This is a genomic window from Flavobacterium sp. ST-158 (genome assembly GCF_058309975.1).
This window is the reverse complement of the sequence record NZ_JBZEEN010000004.1, coordinates 138490-156143: the sequence shown is the minus strand read 5'-3', so window position 1 is coordinate 156143 and position 17654 is coordinate 138490. Positions and strand designations below refer to the sequence as shown.

General features: G+C 32.6%; 14 protein-coding genes. 1 reads left to right on the top strand and 13 read right to left on the bottom strand.

All coding sequences use genetic code 11. The features are described 5' to 3' along the window. Positions 1-2 precede the first annotated feature (2 nt). Genes AC4FRF_RS08155 through AC4FRF_RS08130 form a run of 6 tightly spaced genes read right to left on the bottom strand, consistent with a single transcriptional unit; the run spans position 3 to position 5351 of the window. Positions 3-1142: a glycosyltransferase family 4 protein gene (locus AC4FRF_RS08155; RefSeq protein ID WP_491158988.1), complete on the bottom strand. Its 1140-nt coding sequence runs from the start codon at positions 1140-1142 to the stop codon at positions 3-5. Further along, positions 1139-1972: a glycosyltransferase family 2 protein gene (locus AC4FRF_RS08150; RefSeq protein WP_491158987.1), complete on the bottom strand. Its 834-nt coding sequence runs from the start codon at positions 1970-1972 to the stop codon at positions 1139-1141. Before AC4FRF_RS08150 ends, AC4FRF_RS08155 begins: the two co-directional genes overlap by 4 nt. Further along, positions 1973-2566, bottom strand: coding sequence for a sulfotransferase family 2 domain-containing protein (locus AC4FRF_RS08145; RefSeq protein WP_491158986.1), 594 nt, complete (start codon positions 2564-2566; stop codon positions 1973-1975). A gap of 6 nt (positions 2567-2572) precedes the next feature. Next, positions 2573-3301, bottom strand: a complete 729-nt coding sequence (locus AC4FRF_RS08140) for a class I SAM-dependent methyltransferase (protein ID WP_491158985.1) — start codon at positions 3299-3301, stop codon at positions 2573-2575. Between the two features lie 2 nt (positions 3302-3303). Beyond that, positions 3304-4515 (bottom strand): ABC transporter ATP-binding protein, encoded by a 1212-nt coding sequence (locus tag AC4FRF_RS08135; protein WP_491158984.1) that lies wholly within the window; start codon positions 4513-4515, stop codon positions 3304-3306. After that, on the bottom strand, positions 4515-5351 hold the full coding sequence (locus tag AC4FRF_RS08130) for an ABC transporter permease (RefSeq protein ID WP_491158983.1): 837 nt from the start codon (positions 5349-5351) through the stop codon (positions 4515-4517). Before AC4FRF_RS08130 ends, AC4FRF_RS08135 begins: the two co-directional genes overlap by 1 nt. A 1359-nt stretch (positions 5352-6710) precedes the next feature. On the opposite strand from AC4FRF_RS08130, the gene AC4FRF_RS08125 reads away from it, so the two are divergent. Continuing rightward, the gene (locus tag AC4FRF_RS08125; RefSeq protein WP_491158982.1) at positions 6711-7451 is read left to right on the top strand and encodes a tyrosine-protein phosphatase; all 741 of its coding nucleotides are present in this window, start codon (positions 6711-6713) and stop codon (positions 7449-7451) included. 524 nt (positions 7452-7975) lie between these two features. Here the strand turns inward: AC4FRF_RS08125 and AC4FRF_RS08120 are convergent. The 7 genes from AC4FRF_RS08120 to AC4FRF_RS08090 all read right to left on the bottom strand — a co-directional run bounded on the left by AC4FRF_RS08120 (position 7976) and on the right by AC4FRF_RS08090 (position 17233). Continuing rightward, on the bottom strand, positions 7976-9931 hold the full coding sequence (locus tag AC4FRF_RS08120) for a polysaccharide biosynthesis protein (RefSeq protein WP_491159142.1): 1956 nt from the start codon (positions 9929-9931) through the stop codon (positions 7976-7978). Between the two features lie 144 nt (positions 9932-10075). Next, complete coding sequence (gene rfbA / locus AC4FRF_RS08115; protein WP_491158981.1) at positions 10076-10945, bottom strand: glucose-1-phosphate thymidylyltransferase RfbA; 870 nt, start codon at positions 10943-10945, stop codon at positions 10076-10078. 69 nt (positions 10946-11014) lie between these two features. Beyond that, the gene (gene rfbB, locus AC4FRF_RS08110) at positions 11015-12061 is read right to left on the bottom strand and encodes a dTDP-glucose 4,6-dehydratase (RefSeq protein WP_491158980.1); all 1047 of its coding nucleotides are present in this window, start codon (positions 12059-12061) and stop codon (positions 11015-11017) included. A 139-nt stretch (positions 12062-12200) separates the two neighbouring features. Then, positions 12201-13064 carry a dTDP-4-dehydrorhamnose reductase gene (gene rfbD, locus AC4FRF_RS08105; protein WP_491158979.1) on the bottom strand — a complete coding sequence of 288 codons (864 nt, stop codon included), beginning with the start codon at positions 13062-13064 and terminating at the stop codon, positions 12201-12203. Between the two features lie 400 nt (positions 13065-13464). After that, positions 13465-14013: a dTDP-4-dehydrorhamnose 3,5-epimerase gene (gene rfbC, locus AC4FRF_RS08100; protein WP_491158978.1), complete on the bottom strand. Its 549-nt coding sequence runs from the start codon at positions 14011-14013 to the stop codon at positions 13465-13467. A gap of 91 nt (positions 14014-14104) precedes the next feature. Further along, positions 14105-16450: a GumC family protein gene (locus tag AC4FRF_RS08095; RefSeq protein WP_491158977.1), complete on the bottom strand. Its 2346-nt coding sequence runs from the start codon at positions 16448-16450 to the stop codon at positions 14105-14107. 3 nt (positions 16451-16453) lie between these two features. Beyond that, positions 16454-17233 (bottom strand): polysaccharide biosynthesis/export family protein, encoded by a 780-nt coding sequence (locus tag AC4FRF_RS08090; protein ID WP_491158976.1) that lies wholly within the window; start codon positions 17231-17233, stop codon positions 16454-16456. Positions 17234-17654 lie beyond the last annotated feature (421 nt).

Genomic DNA, 17654 nt, shown 5'->3' with positions numbered 1-17654 from the left:
ATTTATGTTTCGTTTATTAATAAATTAATTTGCTCATAAAGTAATGGTATCATTTTATCGGCTGTAAAATCTAAAAATAGGCTTTTAGCCTTTGCACCCTCTATAATTGCTTGTTCTGGATTAGAATAATACCACATAATCTTTTCGGCCATGGCAGGACTATCTAGATAGGGAACTACAAAACCACCACCTTTTGCAATAACCTCTGTTGTTCCCGATGCCTTTTCAAAGCAAATAATTGGCTTATTCAATTGAGCCACTTCAATACAAACTAAAGGAAAAGGATCTTCTCTAGAAGTTAATAAAAAAACATCAAAATTTGAATAAAAAGCTCCTGGATTAGTTTGTTCCCCTACAAATTGAACTATTTCACCTAATCCCATTTTTTCAATATCAGCTTTGATAATTAGTTCATCATTTCCAAAATGACCAACCCAAACAAATTTTATTTTGGCATGTGAGTAATTTTGAGCGATGTATTTAGCCACTTGTAAAAAAACATCTGAACCCTTACGCCAATGCACTAATCCCGACGCTCCAACTGTAAATACTGTATTGTTTTTTTTCTTGAAGTCGTCTTTAATAACAGCAAACTCATACACTAAAGCAATCAAATCTTGATTTACTTTGTATTTAGTCATCAAATTTTCTTTGACCAAACTAGAAACGGCAATATATTTATCTACAAAAGGAATAAAACTATTAAAATCAGGAACCGACTGTTGAATTATAGTATCTAATTCATGTACATGCAATAATAACTTTGCACTAGGCATTCTATTTTTAATTTGAACTGCAAATGGCAAAGATGCTATACTATTGGCATAAACTAAATCGTAGTTATTTGCTACAATTGTTTCAAAAAACAAAGTTTCTTTAGATTTGTTTGTAATTTTAAATTTCGAACACAGCTTATCCAGCACTATTTCCCTAAATTTCAATAAATTATCTAGTTCAGAATATTGATAAACAGTATGACATTCTTTTTTAAATTGATGTATTAATGTTCCTCCTCTAATTAATAACACATCCATTAGAATTGTATTGTCTAGATGGGCATTTAACCATTTGAGTAATTCCAAAAGTATTAATGGAGCACCCGTTCTAGATGCATCATGCGATATGAAAAGGATTTTTTTCAATTTAAATGATTATTATATTTAGAAACAATTCTAGCTTTTCTTACATATTTATGCATTAAAATTGAAAAGGCTATATACAAATTATACTTAACAGTCTTATAGTCCCTTTTCTCAAATTTTAAAACAGCATCCTTTATTAAAGATTTTACATATTTCAAAGAAATAAAATAAGGATAAATATATTCACCTAAAATTATATAATCCCAAGCGTCTTTTTTAATATTATAAAAAGGATTACAATAAAAAACTTTAAGATTATTTATCTCAGTAGTGTAAAAACCTTTTTTTAAATAATGTAATGCCCAATCCTGATCTTCGCATCGTGGCATTAATTCACTGAATTTATATTCCAGCCATGAAACTTTTTTCAATAATGAACAAAAATTATACATTGCTCTACCATTAAAATTTTGAATTGTATTTTCTTTAAATATTAATTCATTTTCATTCTTAAGTTGCTTATTTTCTTTACAATCTGTCCTCAAAACTGATACAGCTTTATATTTTATATCTCTGTTAATTATATTAAACATCCATAATACTGTATTTGTATCAATCAATTCAATATGAGAACTTAATATTAATATATATTCAGATTTAGATTTTTCAATTCCAATGTTTAAAGCTTTTGAATAATTGAATTCTGTATTGGTAGGATAATACAATACTAATACATCAAATTTTTCTATTATTGAAAGTGTATTATCTTTCGAACCTGAATCAACAATAATAATTTTTGATGGTTTTATAGATTGTTTAAAAATACTTTCCAAACAATTTTCAATTGTTTTTTCACTATTTTTTGTTCTTATAATTACAGAATAATCCATTTATGAATAATTAAAAAATTCAAAATCTTTTTTATAATATTCAAGTACTATTTTTTTTGTTTCATCATCAAGTATTAGATTATCATTGTTTGAAACATTTAAGGAGGGCATTTCTAACTTAAACCCTTTTTTATTAAAATCATCTCTTAATTCTTCTAAATTTTCTAAATGATAAAATTTATTTACCAAAAGATTATCATTGTCATACAACCAAGTATATTGTGGTTTCCAATGATTCCATGATTCATCATGTTTTAGTTTTCCTTCAAGCAGTAAAACAGCACAATCATAAATTGAGGCATTTTTTAATAATTCATAATCTAAATGTTTCCCATATAATGCTCTTTCAGGAAAAATATTATTGTGATAATAACTTATTTCCATTCTTGCATAATTATATAATGAAACAAACCTATTAAACGGATTCCTAACAATTGAAAAAACATAATAATCTTTAATATTGATTATCTCCTCTATTTGTTTGGCAGTAATGTGTGTGGTTTGTTCTTTTCCAAAACTTTTCATCAATGATGTTCCTGCATTTTTAGGAATATGTATAAAAATACTTTTATCTATAAAATTTATCCTATTCATATATAACTAAATATTATTTTTAAAAAATCTTAAAAAAAATTTTATTCCCTTTTTCTCTGAAACATTTTTTTTTACCTGTTCAATGTGTGTTAACAAATTAATATCATCATAATTTTCACCACTCCAATTAATAAATTCATAACCTTTATCTTTTTTTGAAATTAAAAATTGATTGAAGGGTAATGCATATATTTTAACATTCATAGCTTCCGCAAAATACAGAACAAACGGAAAAATAAGTGTAGGTTCAAAATCATTACTATGTTGCCATATTGAAGGACAAAAATCATCACCAGCAATAAAACCATCATCTTTTATTTTATCCCAAGTAGCAAGTAAATCAATTGTAATTCCTTTTAGCGTATGATCACCATCTATATAAATAAAATCTAAGGTTTTATCTTCAATTTTATTTATTACCTCAGTAGTTTTCCCTCTTAAAACAATTCTTTTTTCTGACGCAAAATTTGTTTCAACTATAGTATTATTATAAAAAATTTCAAATTCATCATTACTTGTATTTGCCGGTTTATTCCAGTCTTCCAAATTCCGCCAAGGGTCAATCATGTAATATTTCTCAACTACTTCGCAAGTATCTAAAATATATTTAGAAAAATCTCCTTTATAAACACCTAACTCCGTTACATGAGAAATTTTATTTTGATTTATAAAATGGCTCCATAGCTGGAATCTATCATTACTTAATTTTAAATTTTCTTTTAAGATTTTATCCATATTTAACTTTGAATATTTATAAACTTAGTGGAAAGTAAAAAAGGAGGATAAATATCGTAATCATTATTAATTTGAAAGTTAATAACTCCTTTAACTCTTAAAAATGGTTCTTTACTTTTAGCTTTATTAACAGAAATATCTATAGAATAAATCCCCTTAGACAATTCTAATTTATTATGTTCAACTTTAAACTCTATTATATTCTCTAAAAGATTTGGTAAAATAGGTTCATCATTATATTTTAAATAAGCAACTTCTCTAAGCTCTTTATCATATATAATTATTATAAAAATTAAATCTATAATTGGCCGATTTAGGCTAAATTTAAAATAAAGATTTAAATCATCCCCCCAATTTAATTGAGCAATTTCTTTTTTATTTTTTGGCACATTTAATATTTCTACTGATTCTAAATTTATACTCCCATCAGAGAAAACTACATTAGTTTCATTTTGTGCAAAATGATTATAATACAAATCAATACCTTTTCCAACATCTTGACCTAGAAATCGTGAGACTCCATTTTCCATCAAAATAATTTGATTACAAATTCTTGAAATCATAGGCATTGCATGCGAAACAAAAATCATAGCGGTATTCGGCAAAAGAGCATCTATAGTTTTAAAACATTTTAAAGCAAACCCCAAATCCCCCACAGCCAAGACCTCATCAATTAGCAATACATCGGGTTCCATTTGGGCGGCTACGGCAAAGCCCAGGCGTACTTTCATGCCCGAGCTGTAGTTTTGTACTGGCATGTCAATAAACTCTTCTAGTTCGGCAAAGGCTACAATTGCATCAAACTTTTGGTCTATTTCTTTTTTAGTAAAACCTATTACGGCTGCATTGTTGTAGATGTTTTCTCTACCCGTTAAAATAGGATTAAATCCCGCGCCAAGTTCTATCAGAGCGCCTATTTTTCCTTTGATGGTAATAGTACCTTCATCAGGCGAAATCAAACCATTGAGCATTTTGAGCAGGGTACTTTTTCCCGCTCCATTGTGGCCTATCAAGCCCAAGCATTCGCCGCGGCGTACTTCAAAACTAATGTCTTTTACAGCCCAGAATTCGTCTTTGCGCAGGGCTTTATCCTGCTCTCTGCCCGTAATGCCACTAATGACATCTTTGACTCCATAGAGCAGGCTTTTCTTGAGGCTCTTAGCGAACTTCTTAGATACATTTTCGGCTTTTATTAATACTTCTCCGTTCATCATTAACTCATTCTTTCGGTTATAATAGGCATCGACACGCGATAGACTACCATTGCCATTAGACTTAAAAACAGGGTAACCACTAAAAATCCTAACCAGAAAAAGCTGTTTTCAATGGGCATTCCTGTTAGTGTATTTCTAATATCAGTAATGATATAACTCAGTGGATTGTATTGCATCACAGTTTGCATCAAGCCACTTTTAGGCACAACATACAAAACTGGTGAAATGTACATCAGGAGTTGTAAGCCTATTGGAATTATTTTGCTAATATCATTGTACAAAACACCAATGGGTGAAATGATGGTTCCTATACTGGCAAAAAATACCATCACCAGACCTAAAAACGGAATAAAAAGCAGCATGGATAGGCTAGGTACAACCTGAAAATAGAGGATAAAAAACAGAATCATACTTAATTTTATCAACAAGTTAAAACCTACTTTGATAAACCCCAGACTTATAAGGGCTTCTTTTTCGAAATTGATTTTGGTGATAATGCCCCGGTTGCCGTTAATAGCACTCATAGGCATGTTCAGGCATTCGCCAAATATAGACCAGATGGTGGTGCCTACTAAGGCAAATAAGGGATAGGGAATATTGGTAGGGGTTAGCTGTATGGTTCCTGAACTTTGCAGAAAAATCCACACCATAGCATTCATGACTACGGGCATGATTACCCAAAAAATGCCAAAAATGGATTGGCGGTGTTGGGAAGTAATGTCGCGCTTGGCCAGTTGTTTGGCCAGATGAAAGGAAGAGCGATAACCTTTGAGGCTCTTGCGCAGTATTTCTCTGATGCTGTATTTTGTGCTATTTGAATAAATACGGGTTTCCAACGGTACTTTTATTTAGTTTATTGCTGTCATGGGTAAATATACTAATCGATTATTACAATATCCAAATAAATACGATTATCAACCTAAAAAAGAGTTATGGGTTGTGGGTTGTAAATGAACTTCTCCTTTCTTTTCTTGCCCTGCCCGCTCTAAAGAGTCAAAAAAACTGAATGTTTTTGTTATTTCTTTTTCTACCCCTACCCCTTGTGGAAGTTATGAGTTATGAGTTATGGGTTGTGGGCTAATTGACAACAATTGGTTTATCCCTTTACATTTTTAACACAGCCCTAAACCCTTGTGGAAGTTATGAGTTATTGGTTGTGGGTTGTAAATGAACTTCTCCTTTCTTTTCTTGCCCTGCCTTAAAGGGTGGAAAAAACTGAGTGTTTTTTGTTATTTCTTTTTCTACCCCTACCCCTTGTGGAAGTTATGAGTTATGAGTTATGGGTTGTGGGCTAATTGACAACTATTGGTTTATCCCTTTACATTTTTAACACACCCCTAACCCCTCTTAAGAGGGGAATACGTTTAGTGCTAATTGAAAACGAATAGTATTTTCTTTTCGTGCCCCGCCCGCTCTAAAGGGTCAAAAAAACTGAATGTTTTTTGTTATTTCTTTTTCTACCCCTACCCCTTGTGGAAGTTATGAGTTATGAGTTATGGGTTGTGGGTTGTGGGTTGTGGGCTAATTGAAAACGAATAGTATTTTCTTTTCTTGCCCTGCCTTAAAGGGTGGAAAAAACTGAGTGTTTTTTATTATTTCTTTTTCTACCCCTACCTTAAAGTTTTTTTCTTTCCCCGCCCTAAAGGGTGGAAAAAAACTGAGTATTTTTGTTATTTCTTTTTCTACCCCTACCCCTAAAGGGAGAAAAAGAAATTAGAACGTTGTTATTAATAAAGAACGTTTTGAATTTTCGACTCCTTTTAGGGTTGGGGAAAAACGAAAATTTTATACTGATTTCTTTTCTTAAATATAATCCACATGAAAGTTGTGAGTTGGCGGTTATCAGAATTGACTTCATGTTATATTTTTACACAGCCCTACCCCTTGTGGAAGTTATGGGTTATGGGTTATAAGTTGTGGGTTGTGGGTTGTGGGTTGTGGGTTGTGGGCTAATTGAAAACGAATAGTATTTTCTTTTCTTGCCCTGCCCGCTCTAAAGGGGCAAAAAAACTGAATGTTTTTGTTATTTCTTTTTCTACCCCTACCCCTAAAGGGAGAAAAAGAAATAGGACGTTGTTATTCATAAAGAACGTTATGAATTTTCGGCTCCCTTTAAGGCTGGGGAAAAACGAAAATTATTTCCCTAACCTCTACTCATAACTCATAACCCACAACTTTTTCCCTATCTTTGCACCATGTTTACGCTATTTAAATCTAAGTCGGTTTTGAAGGATTTGATTCCCGATAACCATATTGATATTCACTCTCATCTGCTACCGGGTATTGATGATGGTGCCAAAACTTTTGAAGAAAGCTTGCGTTTGACTCAGGCACTACAAGGCTTTGGAATCACTCAGTTTATTACTACGCCTCATATCATTCAGCATGTTTGGGAGAACAGCCATGAATCTATACTTGCCAATCATAAAAGTACTCTGGCCGAACTTCAACAAAACAATATCGCGAGCCCATTTCGAGCGGCAGCGGAGTATTTGATGGACGATCAGTTTGTACGCCTGTTTCAGTCAAAAGATTTACTGACTTTGAAGGATAATTATGTATTGGTAGAAATGTCGTATATCAATGCGCCTATCCAACTCTACTCGATACTATTTGATTTGCAAGTAGCGGGTTATACTCCTGTTTTGGCGCATCCGGAACGTTATTTGTTTTACCACAAAAACTTTAGTGAATACGAAAAACTTAAAAAAGCGGGTTGCTTGTTTCAACTGAACCTATTGGCTGTTGTTGGTTATTATGGAGGCAATATTGCTACAATTGCGGAACAGTTACTGCAAAAAGGTATGTATGATTTTGTAGGGAGTGATGTGCATCATGCCAATCATATTGCTGCTTTTGATTTAAAAGTAAAAATTAAAGATATCAGTCCGCTGAAGGAGATTATAGGGAATAATCAGTTTTTTAAGTTGGATTAAAAAGTCAGCCACAAATTGCATCAATTATTTTTTATAATCTTTGGGTTAAAATCTTTGTCAATTTTGAGAAAAACTTAGTAAACTTTGTGGTTAAAAATTGTACCACAAATCCCACCAATTATTTTTACAATCTTTGGGTTAAAATCTTTGTCAATTTTGAGAAAAACTTTATGAACTTTGTGGTTAAAATTGCACCACAAATTGCACCAATTATTTTTATAATCTTTGGGGTAAAATCTTTGTGAACTTTGCGAAAAACTTAGTAAACTTTGTGGTTAAAATTGCACCACAAATTGCATCAATTATTTTTATAATCTTTGGGTTAAAATCTTTGTCAACTTTGCGGAAAGCTTTGTGTCCTTTGTGGTTAAAATTTATCACCACAAATTGCACCAATTATCTTTTATAATCTTTGGGTTAAAATCTTTGTCAATTTTGAGAAAAACTTAGTAAACTTTGTGGTTAAAATTGCACCACAAATTACACCAATTATTTTTTATAATCTTTGAGATTAATTAAAAGACTTATTTATCAAGCACTTCATAAGTAGAGTTCATGCTCTTGAACTCAGGAACTATTTTTTTCATCTTAGATACAATAGCCTCTTTTTTATGGAAGTTGGCTATAGTAATGAGTTCTTCTATTTCATCGTGAAGGATTTCAAATTCTTCTTGAATTTCTTCGGCAATCATGATTTTATGGTGGTGTGTTGGAATTGTTTTTGAGGTATCGTTCAACAATTCTTCATACAATTTCTCCCCTGGTCGCAGTCCTACAATCTTGATTTTGATATCTTCATCAGGTACAAAACCTGCTAATTTGATCATTTTTCGAGCTAAATCGATAATCTTAACGGGTTTTCCCATATCGAAGATATAGATTTCGCCTCCTTTGCCCATAGCAGCTGCTTCTAGAACTAGCTGACAGGCTTCAGGAATGGTCATAAAATACCGGATAATATCTGGATGGGTAATAGTTATAGGGCCACCAGCTGCAATTTGTTTGGTAAATAAAGGCACTACTGAACCATTTGACCCTAAGACATTTCCGAATCGGGTAGTAATGAATTTAGTGCTTTTAATGGTTTTATTGGCATTCGATTTCAGTTGCAAGGATTGCACATATTTTTCGGCAATCCGCTTGCTGGCTCCCATTACGTTACTTGGATTTACGGCTTTGTCTGTAGAAACCATTACAAAACTCTTTACCTTATACATACAGGATAAATCGGCAATATTTTTAGTCCCTTCTACATTAGTTAAAATAGCCTGAGAAGGATTTTCTTCCATCAAAGGAACGTGTTTGTATGCCGCAGCATGATAGACTACATCAGGATGATAATCATTAAAAATAGTATTGATAGCATCTTTATTTCTAATATCACCCACAAGAGTAACAATTTTAGAGGGGCTATCTGAGCCTGATAATTCTAAACATAAATTATGCAATGGTGTTTCGGCTTGATCTACAGCAATAATTCTTTTGGGTTTAAAAAGTAAAACTTGCCTAACGATTTCGCTCCCAATAGAACCTGCGGCTCCCGTTATTAAAACGGTTTTATCTTTTAACTGCTTAGAAATCGATTTCCCATCCAAAACAATAGGTTTTCTATCCAATAAATCTTCAATCTGTAAGCTTTTTACCTTTTTAGAAATTTCTTTTTGGTTTTCCCAATCGGTTATCAAAGGAACTACGTATACTTTATAGTTAAATTCCAAGCATTGTTCTACTATGACTAATCGCTCTTCTTTTGACAAGCTTTTATCGGCAATAATAACCCCTTCGGCACCCACTGAACGCATTAATGTAGGTAATTTTTTCTTTTGAATTAAAATAGGCAAATCCATCATTCGCTTCGAAGAATTCTGGCTATTTTTATCTACAAAACCCACAATTTTAAAACGGCTAGGCATTTCTAATTTTAAGGCATTGGCTACAGCAAGTGCATTAGCATCTGTTCCATAAATAACGGTTCTGGGTAATTTAACATCATTCCTTTCTGAAAAAAAATGTTCGAAAATTTGTTTCACAACCACACGGTATAAAAACAAACCACAGAATGATAGCACCATATATATAAAAAGTGCTGTATTTAAGTATATTTTATAGCCATAAAAAAACTGAAAAACAGAATTAACTGTAACAAAAAAGACTAATACTGATACTTGAGAAAACAATAACTTAATAGCATCCATATAGGAAGAATGCCTAACAATACCTGCATAAGTTCTAAATATCCAAAATGAAAAAACATTTATCGATAACAAGAAGCAGATATAAAGGATTTTATTATTAAAAACAATAAAATGCAAACCAATACCATTAATTATTAGTTTGGTGAAGAAAAAACTACAAACAAGCACCATTAAATCAATGCCAACGACAATCCATCTAGGTAAGTAACTTAAATTTCGGACATTAAGCACCAAACCTTGTTTTGAAAAAAGATTTGCAAATCTATCAGCAGCTGTTCTATCAATTCCTTTATTCAAAATATGCTTTTTATTTTAGACTTCAAAAATAGTACATAAAGTTGTTATAAAAAATGGAGTTCGATTTTTCTTAAAAAAATTAACATTTAAAACCGCTCTGTAAAACAATGTATCTAATATAGAAAATCAATACTATAATTTATGCTCCAATAATTCTAATAAATATTCTCCGTAACCTGACTTTTTTAAAGGCTCGGCAAGTGCTTTTAATTGTTCATCTGATATGAATCCCTGTTGCCATGCAATTTCCTCAATGCAACCTACTTTTAAGCCTTGACGCTCTTCAATAACCTGAACAAATTGTCCAGCTTGCATTAAACTGTTAAAAGTCCCAGTATCTAACCATGCGGTACCACGACTCAAAATCCCTACTTTTAACTTTCCTTTTTCCAGGTAGGCTTTATTGACATCGGTAATTTCATATTCCCCTCTAGCACTTGGTTTTATATTTTTAGCAATCTCCACCACTGAATTGTCATAGAAGTACAAACCTGGAACGGCAAAATTTGATTTGGGTTTCAACGGTTTTTCTTCAATAGAAATAGCCTTCAAATTAGCATCAAAATCAACTACTCCATAACGCTCCGGATCAGAAACATGATATGCAAACACCACTCCTCCTTCAGGATTGGTATTGGATTGTAACAATTCATCCATATTTGACCCAAAGAAAATATTATCTCCTAAAACCAAGGCCACACTATCAGAACCAATAAATTCTTCCCCTATCACAAATGCTTGTGCTAATCCATCAGGAGTAGGCTGTTCAGCATAACTAAACGAACAACCTATATGAGATCCATCACCCAATAGTTTTTTAAAATTAGGCAAATCATGAGGAGTTGAAATAATCAAAATTTCATTAATTCCTGCCGACATTAAAGTTGATAAAGGATAGTAAATCATCGGCTTGTCATATACCGGCATCATTTGCTTGCTCATGGCCAATGTTAACGGATGTAAACGGGTACCGGATCCTCCAGCTAGTATAATTCCTTTCATTTTTATGAGTTATGAGTTATGAGTTGTGAGTTAAAAAAACGACAACTGACAACATTATTAGAAATAAATTTATGAATACTGTTTCTCATAATAAGAAGCATAGGCTCCTGAAGTTACATTATCCAACCAAACTTGATTTTGTAAATACCAATTTACGGTTTTTTCTAAGCCTTGCTCAAAAGTCACCGAAGGTTTCCATCCTAGTTCTTTGTTGATCTTTGTAGCATCAATTGCATAACGCAAATCATGTCCCGGGCGATCTTTAACATAAATAATCAATTGCTCTGAAGTTCCAGAGTTTCTGCCCAATTTATCGTCCATTATTTTACACAGCAATTTTACTAAATCAATATTTTGCCATTCGTTGAATCCTCCAATATTATAGGTTTCATGGTTGTTTCCTTTATGAAAGACTAAATCAATAGCCACCGCATGATCTTCTACAAAAAGCCAATCGCGAGTGTATTTTCCATCGCCATAAACTGGTAACGGCTTGTTATTAATAATATTATTAATAAATAATGGAATTAGTTTTTCAGGAAAATGATTGGGACCATAATTATTGGAACAATTGGTCAACACATAAGGCAAACCATAGGTTTCTCCATAAGCACGCACAAAATGATCCGAACTGGCTTTAGAAGCTGAATAAGGAGAATTGGGATCATAAGCCGTAGTCTCCGTAAATAATCCCTCGGCTCCTAAACTTCCGTAGACCTCATCGGTACTGATGTGATAAAAACGCTTTCCTTCTGAATTATCTTTCCAAATCGTTTTGGCTGCATTTAATAAATTAACCGTTCCAATCACATTCGTTTTTACAAATGCCATAGGATCCGTAATTGAACGATCTACGTGTGATTCGGCTGCCAAATGCAATACTCCATCAAACTGATGTTCTTGGAACAACTTATCAATAAAATCAGCATCAACAATATCTCCTTTAATAAAAGTATAATTGGGTTGTTTTTCAATGTCGGCAATATTTTCAAGATTCCCTGCATAGGTCAGTGCATCCAGATTAAAAATTTGGTAATCGGGATATTGATTTACAAAGCGTCTCACCACATGAGACCCGATAAAACCGGCTCCACCGGTAATTAGTATTTTTTTCATTTAATTTTAAATTTTAGTCCTTAGAAATTAGTACCTAGTCCTTTATTTAATTTCTTTTTGTTTTCCCATACACTAAAAATTTCTTTTTCTTGCCCCTCCCTAAAGGGTGGAAAAAGAAATTTAATCATCCCGTCCACTTCTAACTTCTAACTTTCAACAACTCCATACAATTCCTCAAACTTTCTTTATAATCAGGAACCACAACTTCAAAAGTCGTTTTGATTTTTGTTTTATCCAATAAAGAATAAGCAGGACGTTTGGCCGGTGTAGGATATGCTGATGATGGAATTCCACTAATTTGGCAATCGAAGTCTCCAATTTCCTTTATCGCTAATGCAAATTCGAACCAACTTATTTCTCCTTCATTAGAGAAATTATAGATTCCTGATTGCCATTTTGCATACTGAAGAATTGTTAAAATTGCCTGAGCCAAATCGGCGGCATAAGTAGGACTTCCTATCTGGTCGTTGACCACATTCAAACTGTCTCTTTCCTGCATTAATCGGGACATCGTTTTTACAAAATTATTTCCAAAACTAGAATACACCCATGATGTTCTGATAATAATAGCATCCGGATTATTTTGCATACAGGCTTTTTCCCCTGCTAATTTAGTGACACCATACACATTGATAGGATTCGTAGGAGCCTCTTCCGTTAAAGCTACAGCCGAATTACCATCAAAAACATAATCGGTAGAGACATGGATGAATTGGCAATGATTTTCAAAACTCCATTTGGCCATAATCGCTACTGCTTTATGATTTAAAATATCCGACAATTCATATTCTGATTCAGCTTTATCTACAGCAGTATGTGCTGCACAGTTGATAATGATTTGTGGATTTATTTCTTCTATTGCAATTGCTAAATTGTCTAAATCACACAAATCCAATTCTTGATAATCGGTAAAAACCCATTCATATTGGGTATGTATTTTTGATAAAACTTGTAATTCAGAACCGAGCTGTCCGTTTCCTCCTGTTATCAGTATTTTTTTCATTTATTTCTTATCTAACGAATTTCGCGAATTATTATCATTACTTAATATCTACATTCTATTTTGCCCCCTCCCTAAAGGGTGCAAAAAAGAATCAGAATGATTGTACTCAATTATCCTTTTTTTGATTGCCCCAACCCTAAAGGGAGCAAAAAAAAGGATTAAAGCGATTGTATACTCTAATTATGAATTCTAAATTGAGTTGTAGCTTACCGATAAATATCGGGAAATGGTACAGAAAACTTAGAACCGATAACTAAAATCCCCAATCCATTTTATCAAAAGCGGGTAAAATAATATCCTTCTCCGATACAATAACATTCTTTTTTGTCTCCCCTCCCTAAAGGGTGCAAAAAAAAATCAGAATGATTATATTAATTACAACTCTATTCTAACAATTAATCTAAAACTCCCAGTCAATTTCATTAAAACCGGATAAAATAATATCCTTCTCCGATACATTCACCTCATCAGGACTTATTCTCCAGTCAATATCTAAAACTGGATCATCGTAACGGATGCCTCTTTCACTCTCTTTATGATAGACTTGATCTACTTTATACAAAACCGAAGCCGTTTCACTCAATACTGAAAATCCATGCGCAAAACCATGCGGTACCATTAATTGCTTTTTATTTTCGGCACTTAAAATTACTGAAAAATGCTTACCATAAGTGGGCGATTTTTTTCTTAAATCAACTGCTACATCCAGGATTTCTCCTTCTAGTACACGAACTAATTTGGCTTGCGCAAAAGGATTGATTTGCAAGTGCAAACCGCGAATTACCCCTCGTTTAGAAAAAGATTGATTGTCCTGAATAAAATTATAATTTATTCCATTTACTTCAAACTTCGACTGGTTATAGGCTTCAAAAAAATAGCCTCTTTCGTCGTGAAATACAGCAGGATTTACAATTACTAAATCATTAATTGGTGTTTTCTCAATGGTCATTTTTATCTCTATTTATATAAATCAAAAGCATCAAAAAATTATAAAATAACTTTATAAACTTTTGATGCTTTTTTTAATTCTAAGTATTTTATTATTTATTAAAAATCTTTTTATACCATGTCTTTTTTTCTACCTTAGTGCCATAACCATAACCATAACCATAGCCTTTAGACGAATCGGTATCATTAAGTAACATACACATATTAGGCAATTTATTATCTCGATAAAGACTATTAGGGATATCCAACATGCGTTTTTCTAAGAAATTAGCACGTGCTACATAAATAAAAGTATCAGCATGTTTGGCAATTAATAAGGTATCTGTTACCAAACTCACAGGAGCTGTATCCACAATAACATAATCGTATTGTTTTTTTATAGTTTCAAAAAAAGAATCTACTTTTTTACTCATCAATAACTCAGCCGGATTGGGAGGAATTACTCCTGCTGGCAACACATGGAAATCTTCATAAGCTGCTTGTTTAATAATTAAATCTTCTAAATTTAAATCTTTAGACGACAAATAATTAGTAAAACCTCTGTCGGGTAATGTTAAATAATCATCTAGTCTAGGGTTTCTAATATCCATACCCACTAACAATACTTTTTTACCCGAAAGCGCAAATGTAGCTGCTAGATTTACCGACACAAATGTCTTCCCTTCTTTTGAAAAAGTAGAGGTCAGAAAAATAGTTTTTGCTATTCCTTCAGGCACTTTACTTAACATGAATTCCAGATTCGTTCGAATAATACGTAAGGCTTCAGCTGAACTGGATCGACTTTCAGATTGCATAATTACCGAAGCATCTTCAGAAGTAGGTACATCTCCAATAAAAGGTATGGTTGTTTTTCCTTCCAAATCCAATCGGCTTTTAATTTTGGTATCTAAGAAATCAATTAGAAATATAATCCCTATTGGAATTAATAAGCCTAAAACAAAGGCACCTAATAGAATCACACTTCGTTTTACAGTTACCGGACCTGTAGACAAGGCGGCATCAATTACCTTGGCATTAGGTTCTGTTGAAGATAATGCCAAAGCGGTTTCTTCTCTTTTTTGCAATAAATACAAATACAATTCTTCCTTTACTTTTTGCTGACGTTCAATCTCTCTGAACTGCCGTTCCTTAGAAGGTATTTTTTGAATTTTACCGTTAAAAAGATTTTCATTAGCTTCAATATTTTTCATTTGAATTTGCAACATGGCCTTACTTTTTCCTAAACTGGATAAAAGTGTCGACTTCAAACTTGCTAGTTCCTGATCTATTTTAACTACTGTTGGATTGGTTTCTGTAGCTGATTTTAACAATCTGCTTCTATCTAAAACCATTTCATTATAAGAACTAATCAAAGTAGAGGCATCACCACCAACATCAGAAAGTAAATTTGCCGGTAATAAATTCTCACTAGTACTTTTTTTTACGTATTCCAAAACGGAATTTAAAACAGTCAATTGTACCTGTACATCTATGGCTTTTTTATTAAACTCATTTGAACCCGCAACATACAAACCCGCTTCAGCTTCTAAATCAATCAATTGATTGTTTACTTTGAATTTTTCTACATCTTTTTCTACTCCCGACAACTCCTTACTAATCAAATCTAAACGATTGGCAACAAAAACAGAGGTGTTTTTAGAAATAAATTCCTTATCAGCCACTGCATTTTCATTATAAGTTTTCACCAAACAATCCAAAAACAATTCTGCTTTTTCCTCTACGGCATTAGTTATACTAAGTATCACTACATTACTCCCTTTTGTCAATGGCTCCACCGAAAGTCTTCCTCTGTAACTGGCAGCCACACTTTTTAGAGGACTTACCTTTATCGTCAATGGATGTATCTTAGCTCTTTTTACATGATTGGCTTTGGTTATAATTAAATCACCATAAAGGGTTTTAATAGCCTGACCAAATCTAAATTGACTTCCATTAACTATTAGATTATTCTCACTGTTTAATTTAAAAGTACCTGCGGGTGTTTCTTCAAACTCGAACCACATCGATTGCTCATCAAAATCCGGAGTCTGATTAATAAAATGTACCTCTATTGGATTGTCTTTATACAACTCCAAATCCAAGACTTTCCCATGAGAAATAACCGAAATATTAAATTTTAATTTTTTAATAACAGCCTCCGATAATGTTCTTGATTTCATAATTTCAATCTCATCATCCACGTTTCTAGCTCCAGAATTTAATCCCAAATCAGAAAAGGCAGCTGCTTCTGAAAGACGCCCCCCTTTTCGAGTATCTTTCATTAAAATTTTAGTGGCCGCATTATAAACTGGTAATGTGTATCTTACTTTCAGTATCGCTAAAAATAACACCAGCACTACACTTAGCACAATCCATTTCCAATGGGTTAAATACTTATTTATTTCAGCTTTAAGATCAAACTCCTGTCCAAAATCTTCTGTCTGCATATTATTCTCCATAAACTATTTTGTAAGGACTAAAATTAAAGATACCAAAGTCATTGCCATAGAACTAATTGTCGTAAACAAAGTCATATCCGGACTTAAAGATCTGTTTTTAGGTTCTACATATACTACGTCATTCTGAGCCAGATAATAATAAGGCGAATTGATAAAATCGGACTTGGTTACGTCCACTCTGAAAAAAGACTTCACCCCATCAATTTCTCTAATCACTAAAATATTTTTTCTGTTTGCCGTAGGCTTTAAATCCCCAACTTGCGTTAAGGCCTCAATTAAAGTAAGTCTATCCGTAGCACTAGTTACAATTCCGGCTCCATTAACTTCACCATGTACCGCTACTTTAAAATTTTTAACCCTTACTGTTATTATCGGATCTTTTATGTAAGCTCCAATTTTTTTCTGCAAAAGGGCTAAAACTTCTGAACGTGTCAATCCTCCTAATTTTAATCTTCCTAATTCAGGGAAATCAATATAGCCTTCTGCGTCTACCAAATAATCATTAATCACTGATTTATTTCCACCAGCCTGACCCTGACCTCCTTCACCAATAACATTTACCGGATTCAAATTAAATGGGGCTGTAATTTTAGGATCTTCTGCGGACACATTAATCGTTAATAAATCATCAGGTTGAATTCTTATTTCGTACGAATTTAATTTTGCCGAAGCCATATCATCAATATTTTGATAATACAAGAGGTTTTTTTTAGGAGTACAGGAAAAAAACAAGAACATCAAAAAGAAGAAAGCAACACTTTTTGATAAACAGAAATACTTCATAAAATTATAATTTTGGTGCAAATATAAGAAATTAGCATCGTAGGCTTTACAATAGTCGAAAGAATTATTTTGTAGAATTATATCTACAACATCAAAAAATCTTAAAATCAGTTTCAATTATTAGTTAGCTATCTATTGTCAGATTATAATGTCCTCTACTAATAGAAACTGTTTTAAACAATAAATTTTATCTTATAAAAAAATCTAATTATTTGTCCATATATGTTATGGACTATGTATGGAGTATCCCTATTTATGACCCATCTTTTTTTAAGGAAATCGATATGAGTTGTGGTTGCAAAATGAATATGTAAATATTTTCAACACTTGATTTACACACCCCAGCCCCTCTGAAAGAAGGGAATACGGTTGTGCTACAATAAAGGTTTTGTTTTCGACAAAACTTTCAATTTAACAGTCT

What these genes read in the sequence shown, in the direction of transcription:
- AC4FRF_RS08135 (WP_491158984.1), bottom strand. Translation starts at nt 4,515, where the DNA reads ATGATGAACGGAGAAGTATTAATAAAAGCCGAAAATGTATCTAAGAAG.
- AC4FRF_RS08095 (WP_491158977.1), bottom strand. Translation starts at nt 16,450, where the DNA reads ATGGAGAATAATATGCAGACAGAAGATTTTGGACAGGAGTTTGATCTT.
- AC4FRF_RS08140 (WP_491158985.1), bottom strand. Translation starts at nt 3,301, where the DNA reads ATGGATAAAATCTTAAAAGAAAATTTAAAATTAAGTAATGATAGATTC.
- AC4FRF_RS08125 (WP_491158982.1), top strand. Translation starts at nt 6,711, where the DNA reads ATGTTTACGCTATTTAAATCTAAGTCGGTTTTGAAGGATTTGATTCCC.
- rfbC (WP_491158978.1), bottom strand. Translation starts at nt 14,013, where the DNA reads ATGACCATTGAGAAAACACCAATTAATGATTTAGTAATTGTAAATCCT.
- rfbB (WP_491158980.1), bottom strand. Translation starts at nt 12,061, where the DNA reads ATGAAAAAAATACTAATTACCGGTGGAGCCGGTTTTATCGGGTCTCAT.
- AC4FRF_RS08145 (WP_491158986.1), bottom strand. Translation starts at nt 2,566, where the DNA reads ATGAATAGGATAAATTTTATAGATAAAAGTATTTTTATACATATTCCT.
- rfbD (WP_491158979.1), bottom strand. Translation starts at nt 13,064, where the DNA reads ATGAAAAAAATACTGATAACAGGAGGAAACGGACAGCTCGGTTCTGAA.
- AC4FRF_RS08090 (WP_491158976.1), bottom strand. Translation starts at nt 17,233, where the DNA reads ATGAAGTATTTCTGTTTATCAAAAAGTGTTGCTTTCTTCTTTTTGATG.
- rfbA (WP_491158981.1), bottom strand. Translation starts at nt 10,945, where the DNA reads ATGAAAGGAATTATACTAGCTGGAGGATCCGGTACCCGTTTACATCCG.
- AC4FRF_RS08150 (WP_491158987.1), bottom strand. Translation starts at nt 1,972, where the DNA reads ATGGATTATTCTGTAATTATAAGAACAAAAAATAGTGAAAAAACAATT.